The 19,594-nt window shown below is 71.5% G+C and carries 16 protein-coding genes; 8 read left to right on the top strand and 8 right to left on the bottom strand.

Features of this window, described 5'->3' with window-relative positions:
• Window positions 1-7 precede the first annotated feature (7 nt).
• The 6 genes from EDD90_RS03260 to EDD90_RS03235 form a co-directional block, all read right to left on the bottom strand.
• Window positions 8-1,354, bottom strand: coding sequence for a hypothetical protein (locus tag EDD90_RS03260; protein WP_260327584.1), 1,347 nt, complete (start codon window positions 1,352-1,354; stop codon window positions 8-10).
• A 590-nt stretch (window positions 1,355-1,944) separates the two neighbouring features.
• Entirely contained in the window at window positions 1,945-4,083 is a 2,139-nt protein-coding gene (locus tag EDD90_RS03255; RefSeq protein ID WP_123971643.1) for a beta-galactosidase, read from the bottom strand.
• 30 nt (window positions 4,084-4,113) lie between these two features.
• Complete coding sequence (locus EDD90_RS03250) at window positions 4,114-5,043, bottom strand: carbohydrate ABC transporter permease (RefSeq protein ID WP_123971642.1); 930 nt, start codon at window positions 5,041-5,043, stop codon at window positions 4,114-4,116.
• A complete protein-coding gene (locus EDD90_RS03245) occupies window positions 5,040-5,924 on the bottom strand; it encodes a carbohydrate ABC transporter permease (RefSeq protein WP_123971641.1) in 885 nt (294 codons plus the stop codon). Before EDD90_RS03245 ends, EDD90_RS03250 begins: the two co-directional genes overlap by 4 nt.
• 1 nt (window position 5,925) lies before the next feature.
• Complete coding sequence (locus EDD90_RS03240; protein WP_123971640.1) at window positions 5,926-7,317, bottom strand: ABC transporter substrate-binding protein; 1,392 nt, start codon at window positions 7,315-7,317, stop codon at window positions 5,926-5,928.
• Window positions 7,318-7,577: 260 nt separating this feature from the next.
• Entirely contained in the window at window positions 7,578-8,687 is a 1,110-nt protein-coding gene (locus EDD90_RS03235; protein WP_123971639.1) for a LacI family DNA-binding transcriptional regulator, read from the bottom strand.
• A gap of 327 nt (window positions 8,688-9,014) precedes the next feature.
• Between EDD90_RS03235 and EDD90_RS03230 the strand changes: the two genes are divergently transcribed.
• The 5 genes from EDD90_RS03230 to EDD90_RS03210 all read left to right on the top strand — a co-directional run bounded on the left by EDD90_RS03230 (window position 9,015) and on the right by EDD90_RS03210 (window position 14,867).
• Window positions 9,015-9,953 (top strand): SGNH/GDSL hydrolase family protein, encoded by a 939-nt coding sequence (locus EDD90_RS03230; RefSeq protein ID WP_123971638.1) that lies wholly within the window; start codon window positions 9,015-9,017, stop codon window positions 9,951-9,953.
• Window positions 9,954-10,127: 174 nt separating this feature from the next.
• Window positions 10,128-12,371, top strand: coding sequence for an MMPL family transporter (locus tag EDD90_RS03225; RefSeq protein ID WP_123971637.1), 2,244 nt, complete (start codon window positions 10,128-10,130; stop codon window positions 12,369-12,371).
• A gap of 115 nt (window positions 12,372-12,486) precedes the next feature.
• Window positions 12,487-13,689, top strand: coding sequence for a sensor histidine kinase (locus EDD90_RS03220; protein WP_123971636.1), 1,203 nt, complete (start codon window positions 12,487-12,489; stop codon window positions 13,687-13,689).
• On the top strand, window positions 13,686-14,369 hold the full coding sequence (locus EDD90_RS03215; protein WP_123971635.1) for a response regulator transcription factor: 684 nt from the start codon (window positions 13,686-13,688) through the stop codon (window positions 14,367-14,369). The genes EDD90_RS03220 and EDD90_RS03215 overlap by 4 nt, the downstream gene beginning before the upstream one ends.
• A gap of 141 nt (window positions 14,370-14,510) precedes the next feature.
• Window positions 14,511-14,867, top strand: coding sequence for a 5-carboxymethyl-2-hydroxymuconate Delta-isomerase (locus EDD90_RS03210; RefSeq protein ID WP_123971634.1), 357 nt, complete (start codon window positions 14,511-14,513; stop codon window positions 14,865-14,867).
• Window positions 14,868-14,915: 48 nt separating this feature from the next.
• Here the strand turns inward: EDD90_RS03210 and EDD90_RS03205 are convergent, their stop codons facing one another.
• Window positions 14,916-15,854: a LysR family transcriptional regulator gene (locus EDD90_RS03205; protein ID WP_123971633.1), complete on the bottom strand. Its 939-nt coding sequence runs from the start codon at window positions 15,852-15,854 to the stop codon at window positions 14,916-14,918.
• Window positions 15,855-16,008: 154 nt separating this feature from the next.
• Between EDD90_RS03205 and EDD90_RS03200 the strand changes: the two genes are divergently transcribed.
• Window positions 16,009-16,539 (top strand): SRPBCC domain-containing protein, encoded by a 531-nt coding sequence (locus EDD90_RS03200; protein ID WP_123971632.1) that lies wholly within the window; start codon window positions 16,009-16,011, stop codon window positions 16,537-16,539.
• Between the two features lie 73 nt (window positions 16,540-16,612).
• The gene (locus EDD90_RS03195; protein WP_123971631.1) at window positions 16,613-17,563 is read left to right on the top strand and encodes an NAD(P)-dependent oxidoreductase; all 951 of its coding nucleotides are present in this window, start codon (window positions 16,613-16,615) and stop codon (window positions 17,561-17,563) included.
• 46 nt (window positions 17,564-17,609) lie between these two features.
• Here the strand turns inward: EDD90_RS03195 and EDD90_RS03190 are convergent, their stop codons facing one another.
• Window positions 17,610-18,455, bottom strand: a complete 846-nt coding sequence (locus EDD90_RS03190; protein WP_123971630.1) for a GNAT family N-acetyltransferase — start codon at window positions 18,453-18,455, stop codon at window positions 17,610-17,612.
• Window positions 18,456-18,936: 481 nt separating this feature from the next.
• Here EDD90_RS03190 and EDD90_RS03185 point away from each other — a divergent pair, with 481 nt between their 5' ends.
• Window positions 18,937-19,548 (top strand): DUF6230 family protein, encoded by a 612-nt coding sequence (locus EDD90_RS03185; protein ID WP_123971629.1) that lies wholly within the window; start codon window positions 18,937-18,939, stop codon window positions 19,546-19,548.
• Window positions 19,549-19,594: the final 46 nt, after the last annotated feature.

Raw genomic sequence — 19,594 nt, 5'->3', positions numbered from 1 at the left:
GACCGGATCAGGATGCGGCCGGGTCCACCACCTCGACCCTGACACGGTGCGCCGTGCTCCCCGTGCGGATGCTGATCCCCGCCCCGGCCGCCGCCAGGTCCCGGCCGCTCGTGAGCCAGGCATGGAGCGCGGAGGCGTAGGCGGCCGGATCACACAGGTCGGGCCGCCCGTCGGGGGCCGGCGCGGCCGACAGCCGTACGAGGTCCCCCTCGCGGGTGCGCACGACACAGCGGTCCGGTCCGTCGACGTAGGCGACCAGCCCGCAGAACGGGTACCGGTCGAGCGCCTCCGCCGTCCACGCGGCCGGCGGGCCCAGCCGGGGATCGTCCTCGGGCGCGCGTCGTACGACGATGTCGGCGACGCGCAGCCGGCCGGTGTCCCGGGTCTCCTCGTCGACGAGCGTGTGCGCCGATTCGACCCCCACCGCGAGCTCCTCCGCGGGGTCGGGCTCGCCGCCGACCACCGCGTACCGGCCGAGGGCGACGGCCGGCGGATCGTCGCCGATGCCGCCGGCCAGTACGCGCACCGGGGCGGTCCGGCGGGCCGGGCGGAAGGGCGGCAGAGGGAGCGGGTCGAGCAGCGCCGGGTGCGCCGGCTCCGGGATGTCCATGAGGCCGTAGAACAGGCGCCGGAGCAGTACCGCGGATTCCTCCGGTGCCGAACTGGTCAGCTCCGCCAGGTCCTTGGAGCGGGTGGGGTCGTGCGAGGCGATCACGCGGTCGATCTGGGCGCGGAGGGTGCCTCGGCGGACCAGACGGGGAGCGGTGCGGCCCAGGGCGGCGACGGGCGAGAGCGGGTCGAGGTCCTCCTGCGGGAACGCCCCGAGCAGGACGGGCACCCCGATGGACGCCGCGTAGTAGGTGACGCTCGAATGGTCCCCGAGGACACAGTCGGCGGCGATCAGGGCCTGCCGCCACTCGGCCAGGGGAGGGATCGCGTCGAGGCCGGCCCGCCGTGCGTTGTCCAGCCAGGCGCGGACCTGCCCGGGCCCGTGGCCGTACCAGATGTTGGGATGCAGGACCGCGACGCTCCGGTACTCGTCGGCGGGCAACTCCGCCGCCAGCCGGGACAGCAGCCAGGGGAGCAGATCGGCCGACTCCGCACTTCCGGAGCCGCCGAACAGGGAGCGCGGTGCCCAGGTCGAACTGACGACGATCAGCCGCTGACCCGGACCCACACCGAGCGCACGGCGGAAGCGGTCACGGTCGGGGAGCGCGGCGAGGATACGGTCGTAGCACGGGTCCCCAGCGAGGACGGCGGTGGGCGCAGCCGCCGGACAGGCCGCACGCAGGCGCGCCAGCTGCTCGGGGTGCGAGAGGACGGTGGCCGTCGCGAGCGGACGCCCGTTCTCCAACAACCATTCCGGCGACAGCCCGAAGACCGGCGTCGGGTGTCGGGTGTCGGGTGACGGGTGACGGGTGACGGGTGACGGGTGACGCCAGTCTCTTATTGTATCCAACACCGTGTGAAAGTATGGCCAACTTGCCCTGTATTGAACCCAGTTCGCCACCGTAGCTCGCGGCGATCGCCAGGTCGAACTCCGTGTCCTTGGCCTGTTCCCAGGGGAGCACCGGCAGGCCTGCCTCGGCCAGCAGTTCGGGTACTCCCGCAAGGAACGGCGACGATCCCGTGCAGGTGGCGAACATCTGCACACGAACATCGCTGTGGAACAAGGGGAGTACGTCCAGCAGACGCGTCGCGGACGTGACGTTGTGCACGATGAACAGGACCCGCCGGCAGCCTGTACGCGTGACCCACCGCTCCGCCTCCGCACCCACCGGCACCCGCAGCCGTGCTGCCCCACCTGTCACCGCCGGCTCGTCCCCCTGCTTCGACCGAGTACTCCGTCACTGCCGTCGTAACCGATGCTATCGGTGTGCCCGACGGGGAAACGCGCAGGTGGGCGCGGACCAGTGGCCGCCGCGCCCACCCGCCCGGGAGCGGTTACGCGGTGACGAGGACGCGTACGTCCCACGGACCGAGGTCCAGTGCCGTGCCCACGGGGAGGGACGTGCCGTCGAGAACGTCGGTGAGGCGCACCGGGACGGGGACGCTCGCGGGCTCCCAGCTCCAGTTGTGGACGATATGGACGCGGCGCCCGTCGGGTGACGTGCCGGTCGTTGCGGTGACGGTGGCGGGGAGGTCCCGCCAGCCGTGGGCCGGGGACGGCGCCAGCCACTCGGCCAGCGTCCGGGCGAGGTCCCGGCCGGGCACCGTACCGACGCAGGTCACCCGGCCCGCGCCGTGACGCCGGGTGGTGACGGCGGGCCAGCGGCCGAAGTGCGGGTGGTCGTAGGCGACGAGTACCTCGGCGTCGGTGACGGTCAGCCCGTCCGCCCAGCGGGTCGCCGTGGCACCTTCGGGGAGGCGGAGCGGGCCGCCGGGCACGGACCGTACCGGCAGCTCCCGCACCAGATTGCTGAATTCGTCGTACGACACCCCGGCCGCGTCCGTGAGGCGGCCGGGGGCCGGTTCGGTGCGGGCCCGGGCCTCGTGGTCGGCGTAGCCGGTGCGCGGGCCGAGGACCAGATGGCCGCCGGCGTGCGCGTAGGCCGCGAACCGGTCGAGGGTGGTGTCGGCGGCGAGGTACAGCGCCGGGACGACCAGGACCGGGTGCCGGCGGACCATCTCCTGCGGTGTGAGGCCCGCCTGTTCGCCGGCCGGATCGTGCAGTTGGCGGGCGTGGACGATGCGTACTTGGCGGCCGGCGTCGAAGGCGCCCCGGTAGAAGGGGTCGAAGATGCCGTCGTAGGCGGCCGGGTCGGGCTCGCCGTCGGGCCTGGCCAACGGCGGGTACTTCTGCATCAGCCACTTGCTCGGTGTGGAGTACACCATCGTGACGTCCGCGTCCGGTTCCAGACCGGCGACGAGGGCACCGGCAGTCTCGAACTCCCCTCCCAACCGCGCCAGTTCGGCATAGGTGCGGCCGGGCCGGCCGGTGTGGGGCAGGATGCCGCCCCAGTAGGTCTCCGCGCCGAAGTGCAGGGTGTGCCAGTGCCAGTACTCGATCATGCGGGCCCCGCGCCCGACCAGCGCCCAGGCGGCCTGGCGCCACTGACCGTCGTAGGCGGGCCGGTTGTCCCAAGGGAAGCCGATGGAACCGGCGTTGGTCTCGGTGACCAGGAAGGGCGCCTGCCGGGAGGAGTACATCCAGTCGGCGGTCCGGCGGAGTGCCCACACACCGGTGGTCTTCCACTGCTGCTCGTGGTCGTCCGGGGTGGGGTCCGGCAGCAGGAGCCCGTCCTGCATGGCGTAGTACGGGTTGCCGGCGGCGATGTCGAGACGGTCGGTGAGCTCGTCGTCCTCGACCGCCGGGCGGGTGTAGGAGATGCAGGTGGTGACGAACTGCTCGGGGCCGGCGTACTCGCGGACGATGTCCGCCTGCCAGCCGATGAACTCGGTGACCTGGCGGGCCTGGAACTCCCGCCAGGCGACGTCGTACTGGGGCTGCACGTTGCCGTCCGGGGTCCACAGGTCGGCCCAGGTGGACAGCCGGTGGGACCAGTACACCAGGCCCCACTCGCGGTTCAGGGTCTCGACGTCACCGTACTTTTCCCGCAGATGGTCGACGAACCGCTCGAACACGCCCCGGTTGTGCAGGAGTTCGTTTCCCGGTTCGTTGTCGACCTGGAAGCCGACGACCGCGGGGTGGCCGGCGTAGCGGGCGACGATGCGGCGGACGACCCGTTCGGCGTGGAACCGGAAGGCCGGGTGTGTGAAGTCCACCTCCTGCCGGGCGCCCCAGCCGATCCGCTCACCGGTGCGCCGCTCGCCGGTGATCTCCGGGTACTGGCGGGCCAGCCACGGCGGGACGGCGTACGTCGGGGTGCCCAGGACCACGGAGATCCCGCGTTCGTGGGCGCCGTCCAGCACCGGCTGCAGCCAGTCCAGGTCGAACCGCCCGTTCTCCGGCTCCCAGGTCGACCAGACCGACTCGCCGACCCGGATCACGGTGACATGCGCGTCGGCCATCAGGTCGAGGTCGGTCTTGAGGCGTTCGGCGGGACGGTCGGTGCCATAGGGGGGCCGGTACTCGTGGTAGTACGCGGCACCGAACAGGACACGGGCAGGCAGAGCCGCCATGAAGGAGACCTCCGAGAGAGAGTGGGGGAGTTACTGCTTGACGCCGCCGGCCGCGAGCCCGCTCTGCCAGTACCGCTGGAGCAGCAGGAAGGCCGCGACCAGCGGGACGATCGAGATCAGCGAGCCGGTCACGACCAGCGCGAGCATGTCGCTGCTCGCCCCGGCCCCGCCGTTCTGGGCCTGGTCGGCCCACCTCGCGAGGCCGACCGTGATCGGGTAGAGGCTGGGGTCGTTGAGCATGATCAGCGGCAGGAAGTAGTTGTTCCAGGTCGCCACGAGGGTGAACAGCAGGACCGTCACCAGGCCGGGGCCCAGCAGCCTGAGGGCGATCCGGAAGAAGATCCGGGCCTCCCCGGCTCCGTCGATGCGCGCGGCCTCCAGGAGGCTGTCCGGGACGGCGTCCGCCGCGTAGATGCGCATCAGGTAGAGGCCGAACGGGTTGACCAGGGACGGCAGGATGACCGCCCACGGGGTGTTGACCAGGCCCGCCTTGGCGAAGAGCAGATAGGTCGGGATCGCCAGCGCGGTGGTCGGGATCATGACGGCGCCGAGGACCAGGTTGAAGGCGAGCCGGTCGCCGCGGAAACGGAACTTGGCGAAGCCGTACCCGCCCGCGGTGGCGAGCAGCGCGGCGCCGACCGCGCTGACGCCGGCGTACAGGACCGTGTTGAGGAGCCAGTGCACGAAGACGCCGTCGTCCTGGGTGAAGGTCGCCTTGACGTTCGCCAGGAGCTGGGGAGCGTGGGAGAACCACAGGCCGAAGGTGTTGAACAGGTCCTGGGTGCTCTTGGTCGAGGCGATGAGCAGCCAGCACAGCGGGAGCAGGAAGTAGGCGAGGGCCGCCAGCATGGCGATCGTCAACGGAGTGCTGCGGCGGGCGCGGGGCCTTCGGGTGCGGGCGGGGCGGGCCTGTTCCGGGGGTGCCGGTACGGCCGTGGCCGTCGGGGTGGTGGTCGTCATGTGGTCCTCCTGCCGCTGCGGTTCGCGGTGAGCAGGACGGCGTAGGAGGCGACCACGATGACGAGACCGATGAGGAACGACACCGTCGCCGCGTAGTTGACCTGCTGGCCGGTGAACGCGAGGGAGTAGGCGTACAGGTTGGCGGTGTAGGAGCTGCTGATGACGTCCGGGGCGATCTTCATCAGCAGGTTGGGTTCGTTGAACAGCTGGAAGCTGCCGATCACGGAGAAGAGCAGGGTGAGCAGGAGCGCCGGCCGCAGCGCGGGCAGTTTCACCGACCAGGCGATGCGCCAGGCGCCGGCACCGTCCACCGCCGCGGCCTCGTACAGCTCCTGTGGGATCGTGCGCAGGGCCGCGTACAGGATGATCATGTTGTAGCCGACGAACTCCCAGGTCACGATGTTCGCAAGGCTGCCGAGCATCCAGCCGCCGCTGAGAAAGTGCGGGGCGGGCAGATCGAGTTTCCGGCTCAGCTGGGCGAACGGGCCGAAGTCCGGCCCGTAGAGATAGCCCCACATCAGCGCGGCGACCACGCTGGGCACGGCGTACGGCACGAAGATGCCCAGCCGGATCACCCGCGCCAGCCGCAGCAGACCACTGTCGAGTGCGAGGGCGAACAGCAGCGCGAGCAGCAGCATCACCGGCACCTGGATCACGAAGAACAGCGTCACCCGGCCTACTCCGTGCAGGAGTTGGGGATCGCCCAGGGCCTGGGTGTAGTTGTCGAGGCCGACGAACACCGTCCCGCCGATCAGGCGGCTCTGGAACAGGCTGAGATAGGCGGCGTAGCCGAGCGGGGCGAGAAAGAGCAGCAGGAAGAGCGTCAGGAACGGGGCGACGAACAGCGGCCCGGCCGCCCGCTGACGGCGGGTGCCGGCCATCTCAACTCCCCTTGACCGTGAAGCCCTGGCTCTTGGCGTACGTCGTCAGCCGCGACTGCCAACTGCCCAGAGCGCGCACGGTGTCGGTGTGGTCCGCGAGGGACTTGCCGACCGTCTCGGTCCAGTCGGTCGCCGCCTGGTCGAGGAACGGTGGCCACTGGAAAGAGGAGTTGACCGTGGAGCTGATGTCGGCGAAGACCTGGTTGACCTTCTGGCCGCCGTAGAACGACGGGGCGTCCCCGGTGAACGACGCATCCGTGAGCAGCGCCTTGGTGGCGGGGAAGAAGAACTGCCCGGTGGCGAACATCCTCGCGCTGTCCGGGTCGCTGTTGAGGAACTGTGCGAACACGGCCGCGGCGATGGGGTTCTTGGTGGAGCGGACGACCGCGGTGGTGGAGCCGCCCCAGTTGCCCGAGCTGGGCTTGGCGGCGTCCCACTGCGGCAGCGGGGCCGCCCGCCACTTGCCCGCCGTGGCCTTGGCCGAGCCGGACAGGAACACCGGGCCCCAGGCGGCGGTGATCCAGGCGGCGTACTTGCCCTTGTTGAGGGCCGCGTACCAGGAGTCGGTGAAGTCCGGCTCGACGCCGATGACCCCTTCCTTCGCGAGCCCGCCCCAGTAGGCGCCGAGCTTCTGCGAGACGGTGTCGTCGACGCTGATGGTGATGTCGCTCTTGCCGGAGGTGACATAGGGCTTGGCACCCGCCTGCCAGAGCAGTCCGTGCCAGGCGGCGACCTGGTTGGCGGCGAGGTTGGTCAGGTAGACGTCCGGGTCCGCCTTGTGGAGCTTGCGCGCGGCGGCCGCGAACTCGTCCCAGGTTCCTGGGACTTCGATGCCGTGCTTCTCGAAGATGTCGTGCCGGTACAGCATGCCCATCGGTCCGGTGTCCTGCGGTATCGCCCAGATCTCACCGCCGCTGCCGCTGACCTGGCCCCAGGTCCAGTCGACGAACATGGACTTGAGCGCCGAGGCGCCGTACGGCCGCAGATCCAGCAGGCTGTTGGTGATGGTGAAGGTCGGTAGGGCCTGGTACTCGATCTGGACCATGTCCGGTGCCCCGCTGCCGGCCTTCAGGGCCGTACGCAGCTTGGTGTACTGAGGCGTGCCCTGACCGGCGTTGACGATCTTGACCTTGACGGCCGGGTACTTCTTCTCGAAGAGCGCGACCTCCTTGGCGATGTTCGGAACCCACGTCCAGAACGTCAGCTCGGTCGGGGTCTTCATGGCCTTGTCGATGTCGGCCTGGCCGACGGGCTTGGTCGAGGCGGAGGAGCCGCCGGAGTCACCGCCGCCGCACGCGGTGAGGGCGGCGCCGAGCGACAGGGCGCCGGTGGTGGCGAGGAAGAGCCGGCGGCTCATGGAGGAAGGGCTGGACGCGGAGGTGATTCTGGGCATGGTGAACTCCCGCCGATGGCGAAGTTGGCGGCACGCCTGGCGAGGGCGTGCGGTGCTGAGGAGGGGGAGAAGCGAGTGCGGGCGCACAGGCCCGACTCGGGCCCACTGGGGTCAGGGGCGGCTCTGGGGCGCCGGTACGATGGAGGCGCGCGCAGGGGTGGGTGCGTGATCAGTCCCGCGGCCGTACGGCACGAGTACGGCGGCTGGTGCGGGGATCACGTGACAGCCGTGAGCTGTCGTCGTACGGGCTGAGCGGTGGGTCAGTCGGCTGCGGGCACACCTCCTTTCGCGGCATCCGGTGTAGTGCCGTGCCGGCCACGAGCCGATCGCGGTGGTGGCGCGGTCGAGGCGCGGACGATCAGGTCGACCGGCGGGCCGCTCGACGGCAGGGGATCCGCCACCGGGTTCTCGATGGCGTGCACCAGGCGCTTGAGGCCCTCCTGCGCGACGGCGTCGAAGGGCTGACGCACCGTGGTGAGCGGGGGAGTCACATAGGCGGCGACCGGGATGTCGTCGAAGCCGACCACGCTGACGTCCCCCGGCACCCGCCGGCCGGCCTCCGTCAGGGCCCGGATCAGACCGATCGCCATGTCGTCGTTGGCGGAGAAGACCGCGGTGACCCGGTCGTCCGCGGCGAACCTCTGTCCCGCCGCGTACCCGGACGCGGCCGACCAGTCGCCCTCGACGACCGCGGGTACCTCCCTGTCCTGTGAGGTCAAGGCGGCCTGCCAGCCTGCCAGGCGGTCCCGGGCGGCGTACCAGCGCTGCGGTCCGGCGAGGTGATGGACCGTCGCATGGCCGAGGGCCAGCAGGTGTTCGGTGGCGGTCCGGGCCATCAGGTCCGCCCCGTCCCCCGCGGTCAGCACGGTGGGCGCGGTGACCGGGGGCGGTGGGCCCATCACGAGGACCGGAACGTCGATCTGCAGAGGGACGTCCTCGCCGTCCGTCTGTTCGTCGATGGGTTCGGAGATGACGATGCCGTCCACGCCCTGGTCGAGGAGCGAGTCCACGGCACCGGAGATGCCCGCCGGGTCGCCCTCCACCGTGTTGACCACGCGCAGGGCGTAGCCCGTGTCGCGGACGACCCGCTCGACGCCCATGAGCAGCGAGGCGGGGCCGTACAGGGCCGTGCCCAGCGTCACCACGCCGATCGAGCGGGTGCGTCCGGAGGCCAGCGCCCGGGCGGCGTTGTTGCGCCGGTAGCCGAGCTGTTCCGCGGCGTGGAGAACGCGTCGGCGCACGTCCTCGGAGACATAGGGCTCGTCGTTGAAGACCCTGGAGACGGTCTTCTGCGAGACACCGGCCAGCCGGGCCACGTCCACACTGCGCGGCGCGGCGGTGCTCCTGCCGCGTCCCGTCCCTGGTGTCATGGCGTCTCCCGGTGACCGCTTGATCTAGGGCAATCATGTCATGCGGCGTCCGGCTGACTGCGCTGTCATGTCTGCGTAGTCATGTCTACGCAGTCAGAGGGCGGACGTCAAGGGTCCGGACACCGGTTGTGCGGGCGGGCCCGCCTACCGAAACCGCAGTAGCCCCTGCCCGGTCCGCAGCACGTCCTGCTCGATCCGCAGTACGACCCCACGCGGGCCCGTACTGCGCTTCGAGTCCCCCGGTTGCCAACAGTGGGACGACGACGGGCAGGCGCTGCCCGGAGAGCCTGGACCGGTATCGAAGACCGGCAGGAGGCAGGGCATCGGATGAGGATTCGAACAGGGTTCGGGCTGGCGGCGGTCGCCTCGTGCGTCACGCTCGCCGCCGTCGTGACCGTCGGCAGGGACGGCGGTGGCGGTGCCGCGTCGCGGGTCCCGCCGCCGAAAGGGCCGTACGTCGCGCTCGGCGACTCCTACACAGCCGGCCCGGAGATCCCCGGCCGGCACGGGCGGCCCGCGGGCTGCAAGCGTTCCGACCGGAACTACCCCGCGCTGGTCGCCGCCGGACTCGGCCTGCGGGCGGCCGAGTTCCGGGACGTCAGCTGCAGCGGGGCCGTCGTGGCCGATCTGTCCGCGCCGCAGTCGACGGACCATGGCGTCAACCCCGCACAACTGTCGGCCCTGAGCACCGCCACGCGGCTGGTCACCCTCGGAATCGGCGGCAACGACATCGGCTTCGGCTCCCTGATCACGACCTGCGTCCGGAGCGGCGTCAAGTACCAGCTGGAGAAGCGGATCGGGGACGGCACCGCCGACCGGGCACCGTGCCGCAGTCGGTACGTGTCCGGCGGCACCGACGAGGTCGAGGGGAGGATCAGGACGGCGGGCGGGCGGCTGGCCGGCGTGCTGCGCGACATCGAGCGCCGCGCACCCGAGGCCCGGATCTACGTCGTCGGCTATCCGGCGATCCTGCCCGCCGAGGGAACCGACTGCACGGCGATGGGCCTGGCCCCGGGTGATGTGGGCTTCCTGCGGGAGAAGGAACGGCAGCTCAACGCCGTACTCCGGGACACGGCACGGGCCGCCGGTGCCGGCTACGTCGACACCTACGCGCCCTCCACGGGCCGTGACGCCTGCGCGGACCCCGGCGTGCGCTGGGTCGAGCCGCTGGTTCCGGCGGCACCGGCAGCCCCGGCGCACCCCAACGAGCGCGGCGAACGCGGTATGGCCGAGGCGGTGCTCCGCGAGGTCGGGGCGGCGGACTGAGGCGGCCCTCACGTCGTACCGGCGCAGGACCGGCGACCCGGACGCGTACTGCGGTTTCAGTAGTCCGTCCTGCGGATTCAGTAGCCGGCAGTGCCAGCAGCCGCACGACGACGAGGGGGCCCTCGCCGCGACAGCCTGGGTGACCAAGCGAGATCGGATGTGGAGTTCCCTGACGTGGCTACTTTTCTGTATCGACTGGGCCGGCTGGCCGCTCGGCGGCGCGGGTACGTCGCCCTGCTCTGGGTGGCCGTCCTGGCCGCCGTAGGACTCGGCGCGCTGCAGGCGCCGGGCGCCTCCGACGAGGGGTTCTCGACGCCGGGCATCGAGTCCCAGAAGGCGTACGACCTGATGCAGGAGCGGTTCCCCGGCGCGGCCGCCGACGGCGCCACCGCGCGGGTCGTCTTCGTCGCCCCGCACGGGAAGAAGGTCACCGCCACCGCGAACAAGAAGGCGATCGAGGAGACGGTGCGGGCCCTGGGCGAGGGCACCCAGGTGGCCGGCGTCGCGGACCCCTTCACCGCGAAGGCGGTCAGCAAGGACGGCTCCACGGCCTACGCCACCGTCACCTACAAGGTGAAGTCCTCGGACATCACCGACGCCACCCGGACGGCGCTGGAGGACGCCGCCGGCCAGGCACGCGACGCGGGCCTCACGGTCGAGGCCGGCGGTTCCGCCATGGACAGCGGCGCTGGAGCCGGCGGTGCCGCCGAGGTCATCGGCATCGCGGTGGCGGCCGTCGTACTGCTGATCACCTTCGGTTCCCTGGCGGCCGCCGGGCTGCCGCTGCTGACCGCGATCCTCGGCGTCGGCCTCAGCATGTTCACGATCACCCTGCTGTCCCACACCCTCGGCCTGTCCACCAGCACCGGCACCCTGGCGATGATGCTGGGCCTCGCCGTGGGCATCGACTACGCCCTCTTCGTCGTCTCCCGCTACCGGGAGGAACGCGCCCACGGGCACGCCCCGGAGGAGGCGGCCGGCCTCGCGGTCGGTACGGCGGGCTCGGCGGTGGTCTTCGCGGGCCTCACCGTGATCATCGCCCTGGCGGGACTGGCCGTCGTCGGCATCCCGATGCTGACCAAGATGGGGCTGACCGCCGCCGGTGCCGTGGTCGTCGCCGTGGTCGTCGCGCTGACCGCCGTCCCCGCCCTGCTCGGGTTCTGGCCGAACGCCGTGCTGGCGGGCGCCGTGCGCAAGGGAGCAGGCCGCCGCAGGCTCTTCCGTTCCAGGAAGGCGGCACCCGCGGCCGACAACCGGGGCACCCGCTGGGCCCGCTTCGTGCTGCGCCGCCCGGTGCCCGTGCTGCTCCTCGGCGTCGTGGGCCTCGGCGCCCTCGCCGTCCCGATGACCCAGTTGCAGCTCGGCATGCCGGGAGACGAGGCCAAGTCCACGTCCACCACCGAGCGCCGCGCCTACGACGCCCTCGCCGAGGGCTTCGGCCCCGGCTTCAACGGCCCGCTGACCATCGTCGTGGACGCCCGGGGCGCCGGCGACGCAAAGGACGCGGTCGGCACGATCGGCGAGAAGATCGCCGGCACCCGGGGAATCGTCGCGGTCTCCCGGCCGCACTTCAACAAGGCCGGCGACACGGCGGTGTTCACCGCCACACCGTCCACCAGCCCCACCGACGACCGGACCAAGACCCTCGTCAAGACGATCCGCGGCGAACGCCCGGCCGTGGAGTCGGCGACCGGCGCGATCTTCGAGGTCACCGGCAGCACCGCGATGAACATCGACATCGCCGGCAAGGTCCAGTCCGCGCTGGTGCCCTACCTCGTCACCGTCGTCGGTCTCGCCGTCGTCCTGCTGCTGGTGGTCTTCCGGTCCCTGCTCGTCCCCCTCAAGGCGGCCCTCGGCTTCCTGCTCTCGGTCCTCGCGGCCCTCGGCGCGGTCGTCCTGGTCTTCCAGCAGGGGCACGCGGCCGGACTGTTCGGGGTGGACCAGACCGGGCCGATCATGAGCCTGATGCCGATCTTCCTGGTGGGCATCGTGTTCGGCCTGGCCATGGACTACGAGGTCTTCCTCGTCTCCCGGATGCGGGAGTCGTACGTCCATGGCGAATCGGCGAAGGAGGCGGTGGTCTCCGGGTTCCGGCACAGCGCCCGGGTCGTCGTGGCCGCCGCCCTGATCATGATCGCGGTCTTCTCCGGGTTCATCGGCGAGAGCGACTCCATGATCAAGATGATCGGGTTCGGCCTGGCCACCGCCGTACTCCTGGACGCCTTCGTTGTGCGGATGGCGATCGTGCCGGCGGTCCTCGCCCTGCTCGGGGACCGGGCCTGGTGGCTGCCGAAGTGGCTGGACCGGCTGCTGCCCAGGGTGGACATCGAGGGCGAGGCCCTCAGCCGGCGCCCGGCCGCGGCGGCGGCCGGCGACCCGGATCCGACCGCGGGCGAGCCGGTCGAGGCACGCGTCTGACCGCTCCCTCCAGCCCCTGCGGGCCGCCCGTGGCGCAGGTCATGGGCGACCCGCAGGGGCGTTCCACCGCGCACGTCGTCCACGATGGACCCAGGCCCACCGACCGGAGAGAGACATGACCACCAGCTTGGAGCGCGGGAGTGGGCGCTTCCGCCGCGTGATGGACGTGGCCACGGCGCTGGCGCTGCTCGGCTGTGTGACCCTCGGCGCCATGCTCCGTTTCCCCGGTTTCGACCAACCGCGGGAGCAGTGGCCCGCCATCGCCCTCGCGGCCGTCACCTGCCTCGCCCTGCTGCAGGCGCGCGATCACCCGCGCGCCGCCGCCACCGTGGCCATGGGCTGCGCGGCGGCCACCTTCGCCCAGGGCTATCTGCCCACCCCCCTGCTGCTGGCCCCCCTCATGCTGGCCCTGTACTGGGTGGCCGCCCGGACCGACCGGTGGACCGCACGGATGTCCGGTCTGGCGGCCATGACCGTGGTGGTGATCACCGCCATGCTCGACAACCCCACGACCGACATGCTGCTGCTGCGCACGGTCGGCCCCGTCCTGTGGCTGCTGCTGCCCATCGTCGGCGGCAGCAGGGCGCGGCTGCGCGCGGCCTACCTGGAGTCCGTGCAGGCCAGGGCCGTGTACGCCGAACGCACCCGCGAGGAGGAGGCCCGGCTGCGGGTCGCCGAGGAGCGGCTGCGGATCGCCCGTGAGCTGCACGACGTCGTCGCCCACCACATGGCCGTCGCCAACGCCCAGGCCGGCACCGCCCGCCACCTTGCACCCACCCGGCCCGAGCAGGCCCAGAAGCTGCTCGACGAACTGACGGTCACCACGTCCTCCGCACTGATCGAACTCCGGGCCACGGTCGGGGTGCTGCGGCAGTCCGGCGACCGCGACGGCGAGTCCCTGGAGCCCCCACCCGGCCTCGACCGGCTGCCCGAACTGGTCTCGACGTATGCGAGCGCCGGTCTCGACGTCACCGTCACCACGGACGGCGAACCCCGTCCCCTGTCCCCGGGCGTGGACCTGACGGCGTACCGGATCATCCAGGAAGCCCTCACCAACGTCACCAAGCACGGCGCCGGCCGGGACGCCGCCGTCCGGCTCACCTACGGCCGGTCCCGGCTGCTCATCTCGGTCACCAACGACGGCACCCCCGCCGCCCCGGCAGCCGACAGCGGCTACGGCCTCATGGGCATGCGCGAGCGGGCCCACTCCGTCGGTGGTGACCTGCGGGCCGGACCCCGTCCCGAGGGCGGCTTCGAAGTCAGCACCGCCCTGCCTCTGCACTCCCTCGCACCGGAAGAACTGGAGGCCGCCCCGTGAGCATCCGCGTCCTGCTCGCCGACGACCAGGCCCTGCTGCGCGGCACGTTCCGGCTGCTGATCGACTCCTGCGCGGACCTGGAGGTGGTCGCCGAGGCCGCCGACGGCCAGGAGGCGGTGGACCTCGCCCGCACCCACCGCCCCGACGTCGTCCTGATGGACATCCGCATGCCCGGCACGGACGGCCTGGCCGCCACCGCCGCCATCTGCGCCGACCCCGAGCTGTCCGGCACCCGAGTCCTCGTCCTCACCATGTACGAGACCGACGAGTACGTGGCCCAGGCGCTGCGCGTCGGTGCCAGTGGTTTCCTCGGCAAGTACGTCACCACCGACACCCTCCTCGCCGGCATCCGCACCGTCGCCGCCGGAGAGGCCCTCCTCTCACCGGGCGCCACCCGCGCCCTCATCGCCCGCTTCCTGGCCGGCCCGGCCCCCGGCGCCCTGCTGGTGCCTCCGGAGCGCCTCGACGACCTCACCCCCCGCGAACGGGAGGTCACCGCGCTCGCCGCCCGCGGCAGGTCCAACGACGAGATCGCCGGGGAGCTCGTCCTGAGCGTGCTGACCGTGCGCAGCCACATCCAGCGCGCCCTGACGAAACTCGGCGCCCGCGACCGCGCCCAGCTCGTCGTGATCGCCTACCAGACCGGACTCGTGCGCCCCGAGACCCGGCGGGCCGTCTGACGGGAGGGCCGGGGAGGGCCGGGGAGGGCCGGGGTGGACCGGGGAGGACGCGGGTGGACCGGGGAGGACGCGGGTGGACCCGGGAGGACCGAAGGCACACCGCGGTCGGCGAGCAGATCGAGGGCTGATACAACTATCTCCGTGCCTCACATCACCGTCGACCACTCCCCGCGCCTCTCCGACCTCCTCGACCTGCGGGCCTTCGCGGCGGAACTGCACCGGACGGTGCTCGACGGCAGCGGTTCGGCGGGTACGTGCAAGACGTTGTTCCGGGAGGCGGCCGCGGCCCATGTGGGGCATCGGCACGGCGGCGAGGCGGCCTTCGTGCATGTGGAGGTGGGGCTGCTCCCCGGGCGCTCCGAGGGACTCAAGGCCCAACTGTCCGAGGACGTGCTGGCCCTGCTGGAGAAACACCTGAGCATGAGCACGACGGATGCGGTGATCTGCTCCGTGCAGGTCCGCGACCTGGCCGGCTCCTACCGCCTGCGGACCTTCTGAACGCACTCGTCCCTTCTGAACGCACTCACCGAGGACCGACGTCCCGCCTCACCAGCCGCGGGCGGCCGCACGGAGGTGTTCGCGGACGCGGGCGACATCCGGGTTGGTGTCGGAACCCGGCCGCTGGACCAGGAAGAGGGTGTTCAGCGGGGGCTCCTCCGGTTCGTGGAGCCGGACCAGGCGGCCGGAGTCCAGGTACTCCTGGCAGAGCGAACGGGGCAGCACGCTGTAGCCGGCGCCGGCGTTGACCGCCGACAGCACGGCGTAGAGGTTCGGCACGCTGACCGCGGCCCGGGCGGTGAGCTGCCTGCCGAAGACCGTCCGCCAGTAGCGCCGCACGATCGGCAGGTCCGCCGCGTACGTGACCAGCGGGACCTCGCGAAGGGCGGTGCACACGTCGTCGCCGGCGGCCCGTTCGGCCCATCCGGGGCTCGCGACGAGGACGTACTCCTCGTCGGCCAGCGGCGTCGACGCAAGTGATCCGCCGCGGGGCCGGCGTGTCGCGATCACCAGGTCGTGCCGTCCCGAGCGCAGCTCCTCCAGCAGGGGCTCGGGGAGCCCCTGGGCGACCCGCAGCCGGACGCCGTCGGCGATCAGCGGGACCAGGGCGGGCAGCACCCGGACGCACAGCAGCTCCGAGGGACCCGCGAGGTGCACCGGCGCGGTCCGCCCGGCGAGCGGACCGCTGCCGCCTTCGAGCGAGGCGAGCGCGTCGAGGGGCTCCGCGACCTGACCGGCCAGCTCGTCGGCGAGCGGAGTGGGTTCGACCCCGCGCGGCAGCCGCGTGAACAACTCCCGTCCCGTCTGCTGCTCCAGCGACCGGATCTGCGCGGTCACGGTCGGCTGTGAGAGCCCCAGCAGCGGAGCCGCCGCCGTGAAGGAGCCGGAACGGTAGACGGCCAGGAAGGTGCGCAGCAGGTTCAGGTCGGCATGCGACGGAAGCTGCCGGCCGAGGCTCTCCGCCGCACCGACGGCGGGGTTCTGCATGGGGGCCAGCGTACCCGCCGCAGATATCGGACTCCTGATGGGAGAGATCGACGCTCCTATTGGTGTTCCGATGGGAGCGGGACCTACCGTCGAGGACGTCGCCGAGCGGTTACAGAAGCTCTTCCGACGCCGGACCCCACCGTAAGGACCTCCCTTGACCACCCAGAACGCGATCAACTGGCCCGAGCGGTATCTGCCCGGCACCGGCGACAACTTCGGCTCCAACGAGGTCGTCGTCAGCGGCGTCACCGTCGGCCGGGTCTGGCGCTACCTCACGGACACCTCCACCTGGGAGTCGTACTACGACAACGTCGCCGACATCTCCTTCCCGCAGGGCGGCCCCAGACTGAAGGACGGGGACGTCTTCAGCTTCGGCACCTTCGGCTTTCCGCCCCTCGACGCCCGTGGCGTCGAGTACCAGGAGCCCGCGGACGGTGTGCCGGGCCGCCTCTCCTGGACGGCGAAGCAGGACGGCGGGCCCGAGGAGCGGCTCGACGTGCTGCACGCCTGGCTCGTCGAGGACCTGCCCGGCGGCCGGGTGCGCGTCCTCACCCAGGAGACCCAGCTCGGCGAACCGGCCGCGGCCCTGGCCCAGGAGCGCCCCAACCCCATGCTCAATGGGCATCAGGCCTGGCTGGACGGCCTGATCCACGCCGCCTCCGGACGCCTCGGCACCGACGCCTGAATCCGTCCGTCCGGCTCGGCCCGTACAGTGCCGGTGGTCCCCACCCGCCCCACGACGACCGGGAGTCACGACGATGACGCAAGCGACCGACGCCCCGCGGTCCGGGGAGATCGGCTTCGTCGGACTGGGCGTCATGGGGCAGCCCATGGCGCTCAACCTCGCCAGGGCCGGTGTCCCGCTCGTCGTGTGGAACCGGACGGCCGAGCGGTCGGAGCCGCTGCGCGCGGCCGGGGCCAGGGTCGCGGCGAGCGTCGACGAGGTCTTCGCACGCGCGCGTGTCGTGATCGTCATGCTCGTCGACGAGGCGGTGACGGACGCGGTGCTCGGCCGGGGCGGCCCGGCGTTCGGGAAACTGGTCGACGGCCGGGTCCTCGTGTCGACGGGGTCGACGGCACCGGAGTACGCGCGCGGGCTCGCCGCCGACGTGCTCGCCGCCGGCGGCCGTTTCGTCGAGGCGCCGGTCTCCGGGTCGCGCAAGCCGGCCGAGGCGGGCGAACTGGTCGCCATGCTCGGCGGTGACCCCGACACAGTGGAAGAGGTACGGCCACTGCTCGCCCCGATGTGCCGGGAGACCGTCCACTGCGGTCCGGCCGGGTCGGGCGTGCTGATGAAACTGGCCGTGAACCTCTATCTGACGACGACGATCGCGGCGCTGGCCGAGGCCGTTCACTTCGCCGGGCGGCAGGGCCTGGACCTGGAGACCTTCCGGGCCGTCGTCGACTCCGGTCAGCTGGGCAGTGGCATCACCCGGGTCAAGGTCCCGATGCTCGCCGCGCACGACTTCACGGTCCAGGCCGCCACCTCGGACGCGTACGCCAGTACCCGTCTCATCGCCGACGCGGCCCGCGCGGCCGGTATCGCCACCCCGCTCCTCGACCTGAGCAGCGGCCTCTACGGCGAGAGCGTCCGGCTGGGCAACGGCCGCCTCGACATGTCCTCGGTCCTCACCGCGATCGAGGCCCGGACCGACACCGCTCCGGAGCCGCCCCGCACGGACGCTGCACCGGGGCCGGCCGCCGGCTAGGTTCCGGGGCGTACGGGTGTCGGTGAGCACAGGCACGACGGTGGGCTCACGATCGCGCGGGTTGATCGGCGATCAGCAGGGTGGTGCCGGCGGGACGGAAGCCCAGGCGTGCGTAGATGCGGGCGACGGCGTCGTCCGCATAGGCCAGGAAGACCGTGCTCACCCCGTGGTCGCGAGCGTGGCCGACCAGGGCCGTGGTGACAGCGGCGGCCAGGCCCCGGCGGCGGGCGCTGGGGAGGGTGCCGATACCGCCGATCTCGGTGGTGCCCTTCGCCGGGTGGTAGTGGCCCACGGCCAGCGGAGTGCCGTCCGAGGAGAGGGCGGCGACGAGCGTCTTGTGTCCGGCGCGGATGACGGGGCGGACCGCTGCCACGGTGCCGTCCTCGATCAGTTCCCGGGCCACCACCGACAGTTCCCCGGGGCCCGTCGATCCCACCGCGGTGCCCTCCTCGGCGAAGGCCAGGCGGGGCAGGGCGAGGGCAGCGGGCAACGCGGGATCGTCAGCCGTCAGCGCACGGAGCGTCACCCCGTCGGACAACGGCCGCTGATCCACCGGACGGTCACGGTCCAGGACCATCAGCGGGCGTTCCGCCACCGGCAGGCCGACGGCCTCGATACGGGCGCGCAGCGTCGGCGCCACCTCGGCCAGCCACTCGAAAGCCGTCGGCACACCGAGTTCCCGCTGGCGGGCCCGCACCCGGGCGATGTCGGTGTCGGCCAGGGCAGCGGATCCCCCGGCGGTGGGTCGAGCATGGCTGGGACCGCCGTAGTACGGGGCACCCGGCTTGTTCCGCACGAACAGCCGTAAGGAACCGAAGTCTTCGGCATCGGAGAACAGCAACGGCACGGTGGCGTAGTACTGCTCGATACGGTCACGCAGCGAATCGCTCATGTGCCGCATCCGACCACGGGTGCATGGCGCACCGCACCCGAGATTCCCCGCCGGTGGCCACGCGCACGGGGCGCTTGCCACGCCGTGCGATGTGAATTCTCGGTCAACCCATTATCCGGTTTTCCGGAAGAATGGGCGGAGGTGTTGGTGAAAGTGAAATTCCTTAATTGCTGTCGGCTGTCCTGGCTGTCATTTTCCGGGAGTCACCCGGCCCGCGATACCGCATGCGCACAGTGGCCTGATAGGTCATCCGGGCGGCTTCGTACGAGAACGGCGGCGCCGGGCTTGCGGAGCGTTCCGGAGTGTCCGATGCTCGACCCATCGCCGTTCAACGGAACGGATGGGCAGTTCGGCAGATATCCAGGAACGATCGCGGTGCGAAACTCGGGTACGGCCGGGCCGTGAACCGACGAGCCGGAGGCGAAAGAGTCGCCTGCCGTTCGACTCCCTGCGCGAAGCCCTGCCGGACTAGGAGTTGGAAATGCGAAGGACGCGCTGGAGGCGTTTTGCCGTCATTCTGACCCCGAGTGTCGCCGTCGCGGCTGCCCTGACCACGGCCGTGGCTCAGGGCGCTCTCGCGGCATCGTTCTTCATCTCCGGTGACACATTCAAGATCGCCGCAGACTCCCTGACGGGTAGGGGCATGAGTATCTACGGCATGGTGAACGTGACACGACAGGGCAAGCTCGTGCCGGTCGCCGTCACCGGTGTGAGGTCCGCGAGGATCGACGCACTGTGTCTGTCGGTCCTCTTTCCGATCCCCGTACTGGGCCCCTACACCCTGCGACTGACCGGCGACCACGACCGTCCCGCCACCGCGCAGAACATGTTCTTCGACGTCAGCCTGCTCAAGGCCGCCGAAGCGGAACTGAACAACCTGGACATCGGCGTCGCCGCCGGATCGCTCACCTCGGGCGAAGTGTCCCCCGGTGACCGGCACTCGAAATTCTTCGATCCGGACAGCGTCGCGATGCAGGGCACGTCCGTCAAACTGAACAATCTCCGCGTCAAAAGTGTCGCGGCTTCCCTGGGCTCTCTCGACCTGCCCGGTGCACAGCTGTCATTGAGGTCGGGCGTCGACGAATGTTTCTGACGCCCCGTGTCCGTCCCGGCTCTCCCCACCGGCCGTTCCCACCGGC

Source organism: Streptomyces sp. Ag109_O5-1 (assembly GCF_003814875.1).
Lineage (GTDB): Bacteria > Actinomycetota > Actinomycetes > Streptomycetales > Streptomycetaceae > Streptomyces > Streptomyces sasae.
This window is presented reverse-complemented; position numbering and strand designations above follow the sequence as displayed.

What these genes read in the sequence shown, in the direction of transcription:
- EDD90_RS03195 (WP_123971631.1), top strand. Translation starts at nt 16,613, where the DNA reads ATGACGCAAGCGACCGACGCCCCGCGGTCCGGGGAGATCGGCTTCGTC.
- EDD90_RS03245 (WP_123971641.1), bottom strand. Translation starts at nt 5,924, where the DNA reads ATGGCCGGCACCCGCCGTCAGCGGGCGGCCGGGCCGCTGTTCGTCGCC.
- EDD90_RS03185 (WP_123971629.1), top strand. Translation starts at nt 18,937, where the DNA reads ATGCGAAGGACGCGCTGGAGGCGTTTTGCCGTCATTCTGACCCCGAGT.
- EDD90_RS03190 (WP_123971630.1), bottom strand. Translation starts at nt 18,455, where the DNA reads ATGAGCGATTCGCTGCGTGACCGTATCGAGCAGTACTACGCCACCGTG.
- EDD90_RS03220 (WP_123971636.1), top strand. Translation starts at nt 12,487, where the DNA reads ATGACCACCAGCTTGGAGCGCGGGAGTGGGCGCTTCCGCCGCGTGATG.
- EDD90_RS03230 (WP_123971638.1), top strand. Translation starts at nt 9,015, where the DNA reads ATGAGGATTCGAACAGGGTTCGGGCTGGCGGCGGTCGCCTCGTGCGTC.
- EDD90_RS03240 (WP_123971640.1), bottom strand. Translation starts at nt 7,317, where the DNA reads ATGCCCAGAATCACCTCCGCGTCCAGCCCTTCCTCCATGAGCCGCCGG.
- EDD90_RS03205 (WP_123971633.1), bottom strand. Translation starts at nt 15,854, where the DNA reads ATGCAGAACCCCGCCGTCGGTGCGGCGGAGAGCCTCGGCCGGCAGCTT.
- EDD90_RS03250 (WP_123971642.1), bottom strand. Translation starts at nt 5,043, where the DNA reads ATGACGACCACCACCCCGACGGCCACGGCCGTACCGGCACCCCCGGAA.
- EDD90_RS03235 (WP_123971639.1), bottom strand. Translation starts at nt 8,687, where the DNA reads ATGACACCAGGGACGGGACGCGGCAGGAGCACCGCCGCGCCGCGCAGT.
- EDD90_RS03255 (WP_123971643.1), bottom strand. Translation starts at nt 4,083, where the DNA reads ATGGCGGCTCTGCCTGCCCGTGTCCTGTTCGGTGCCGCGTACTACCAC.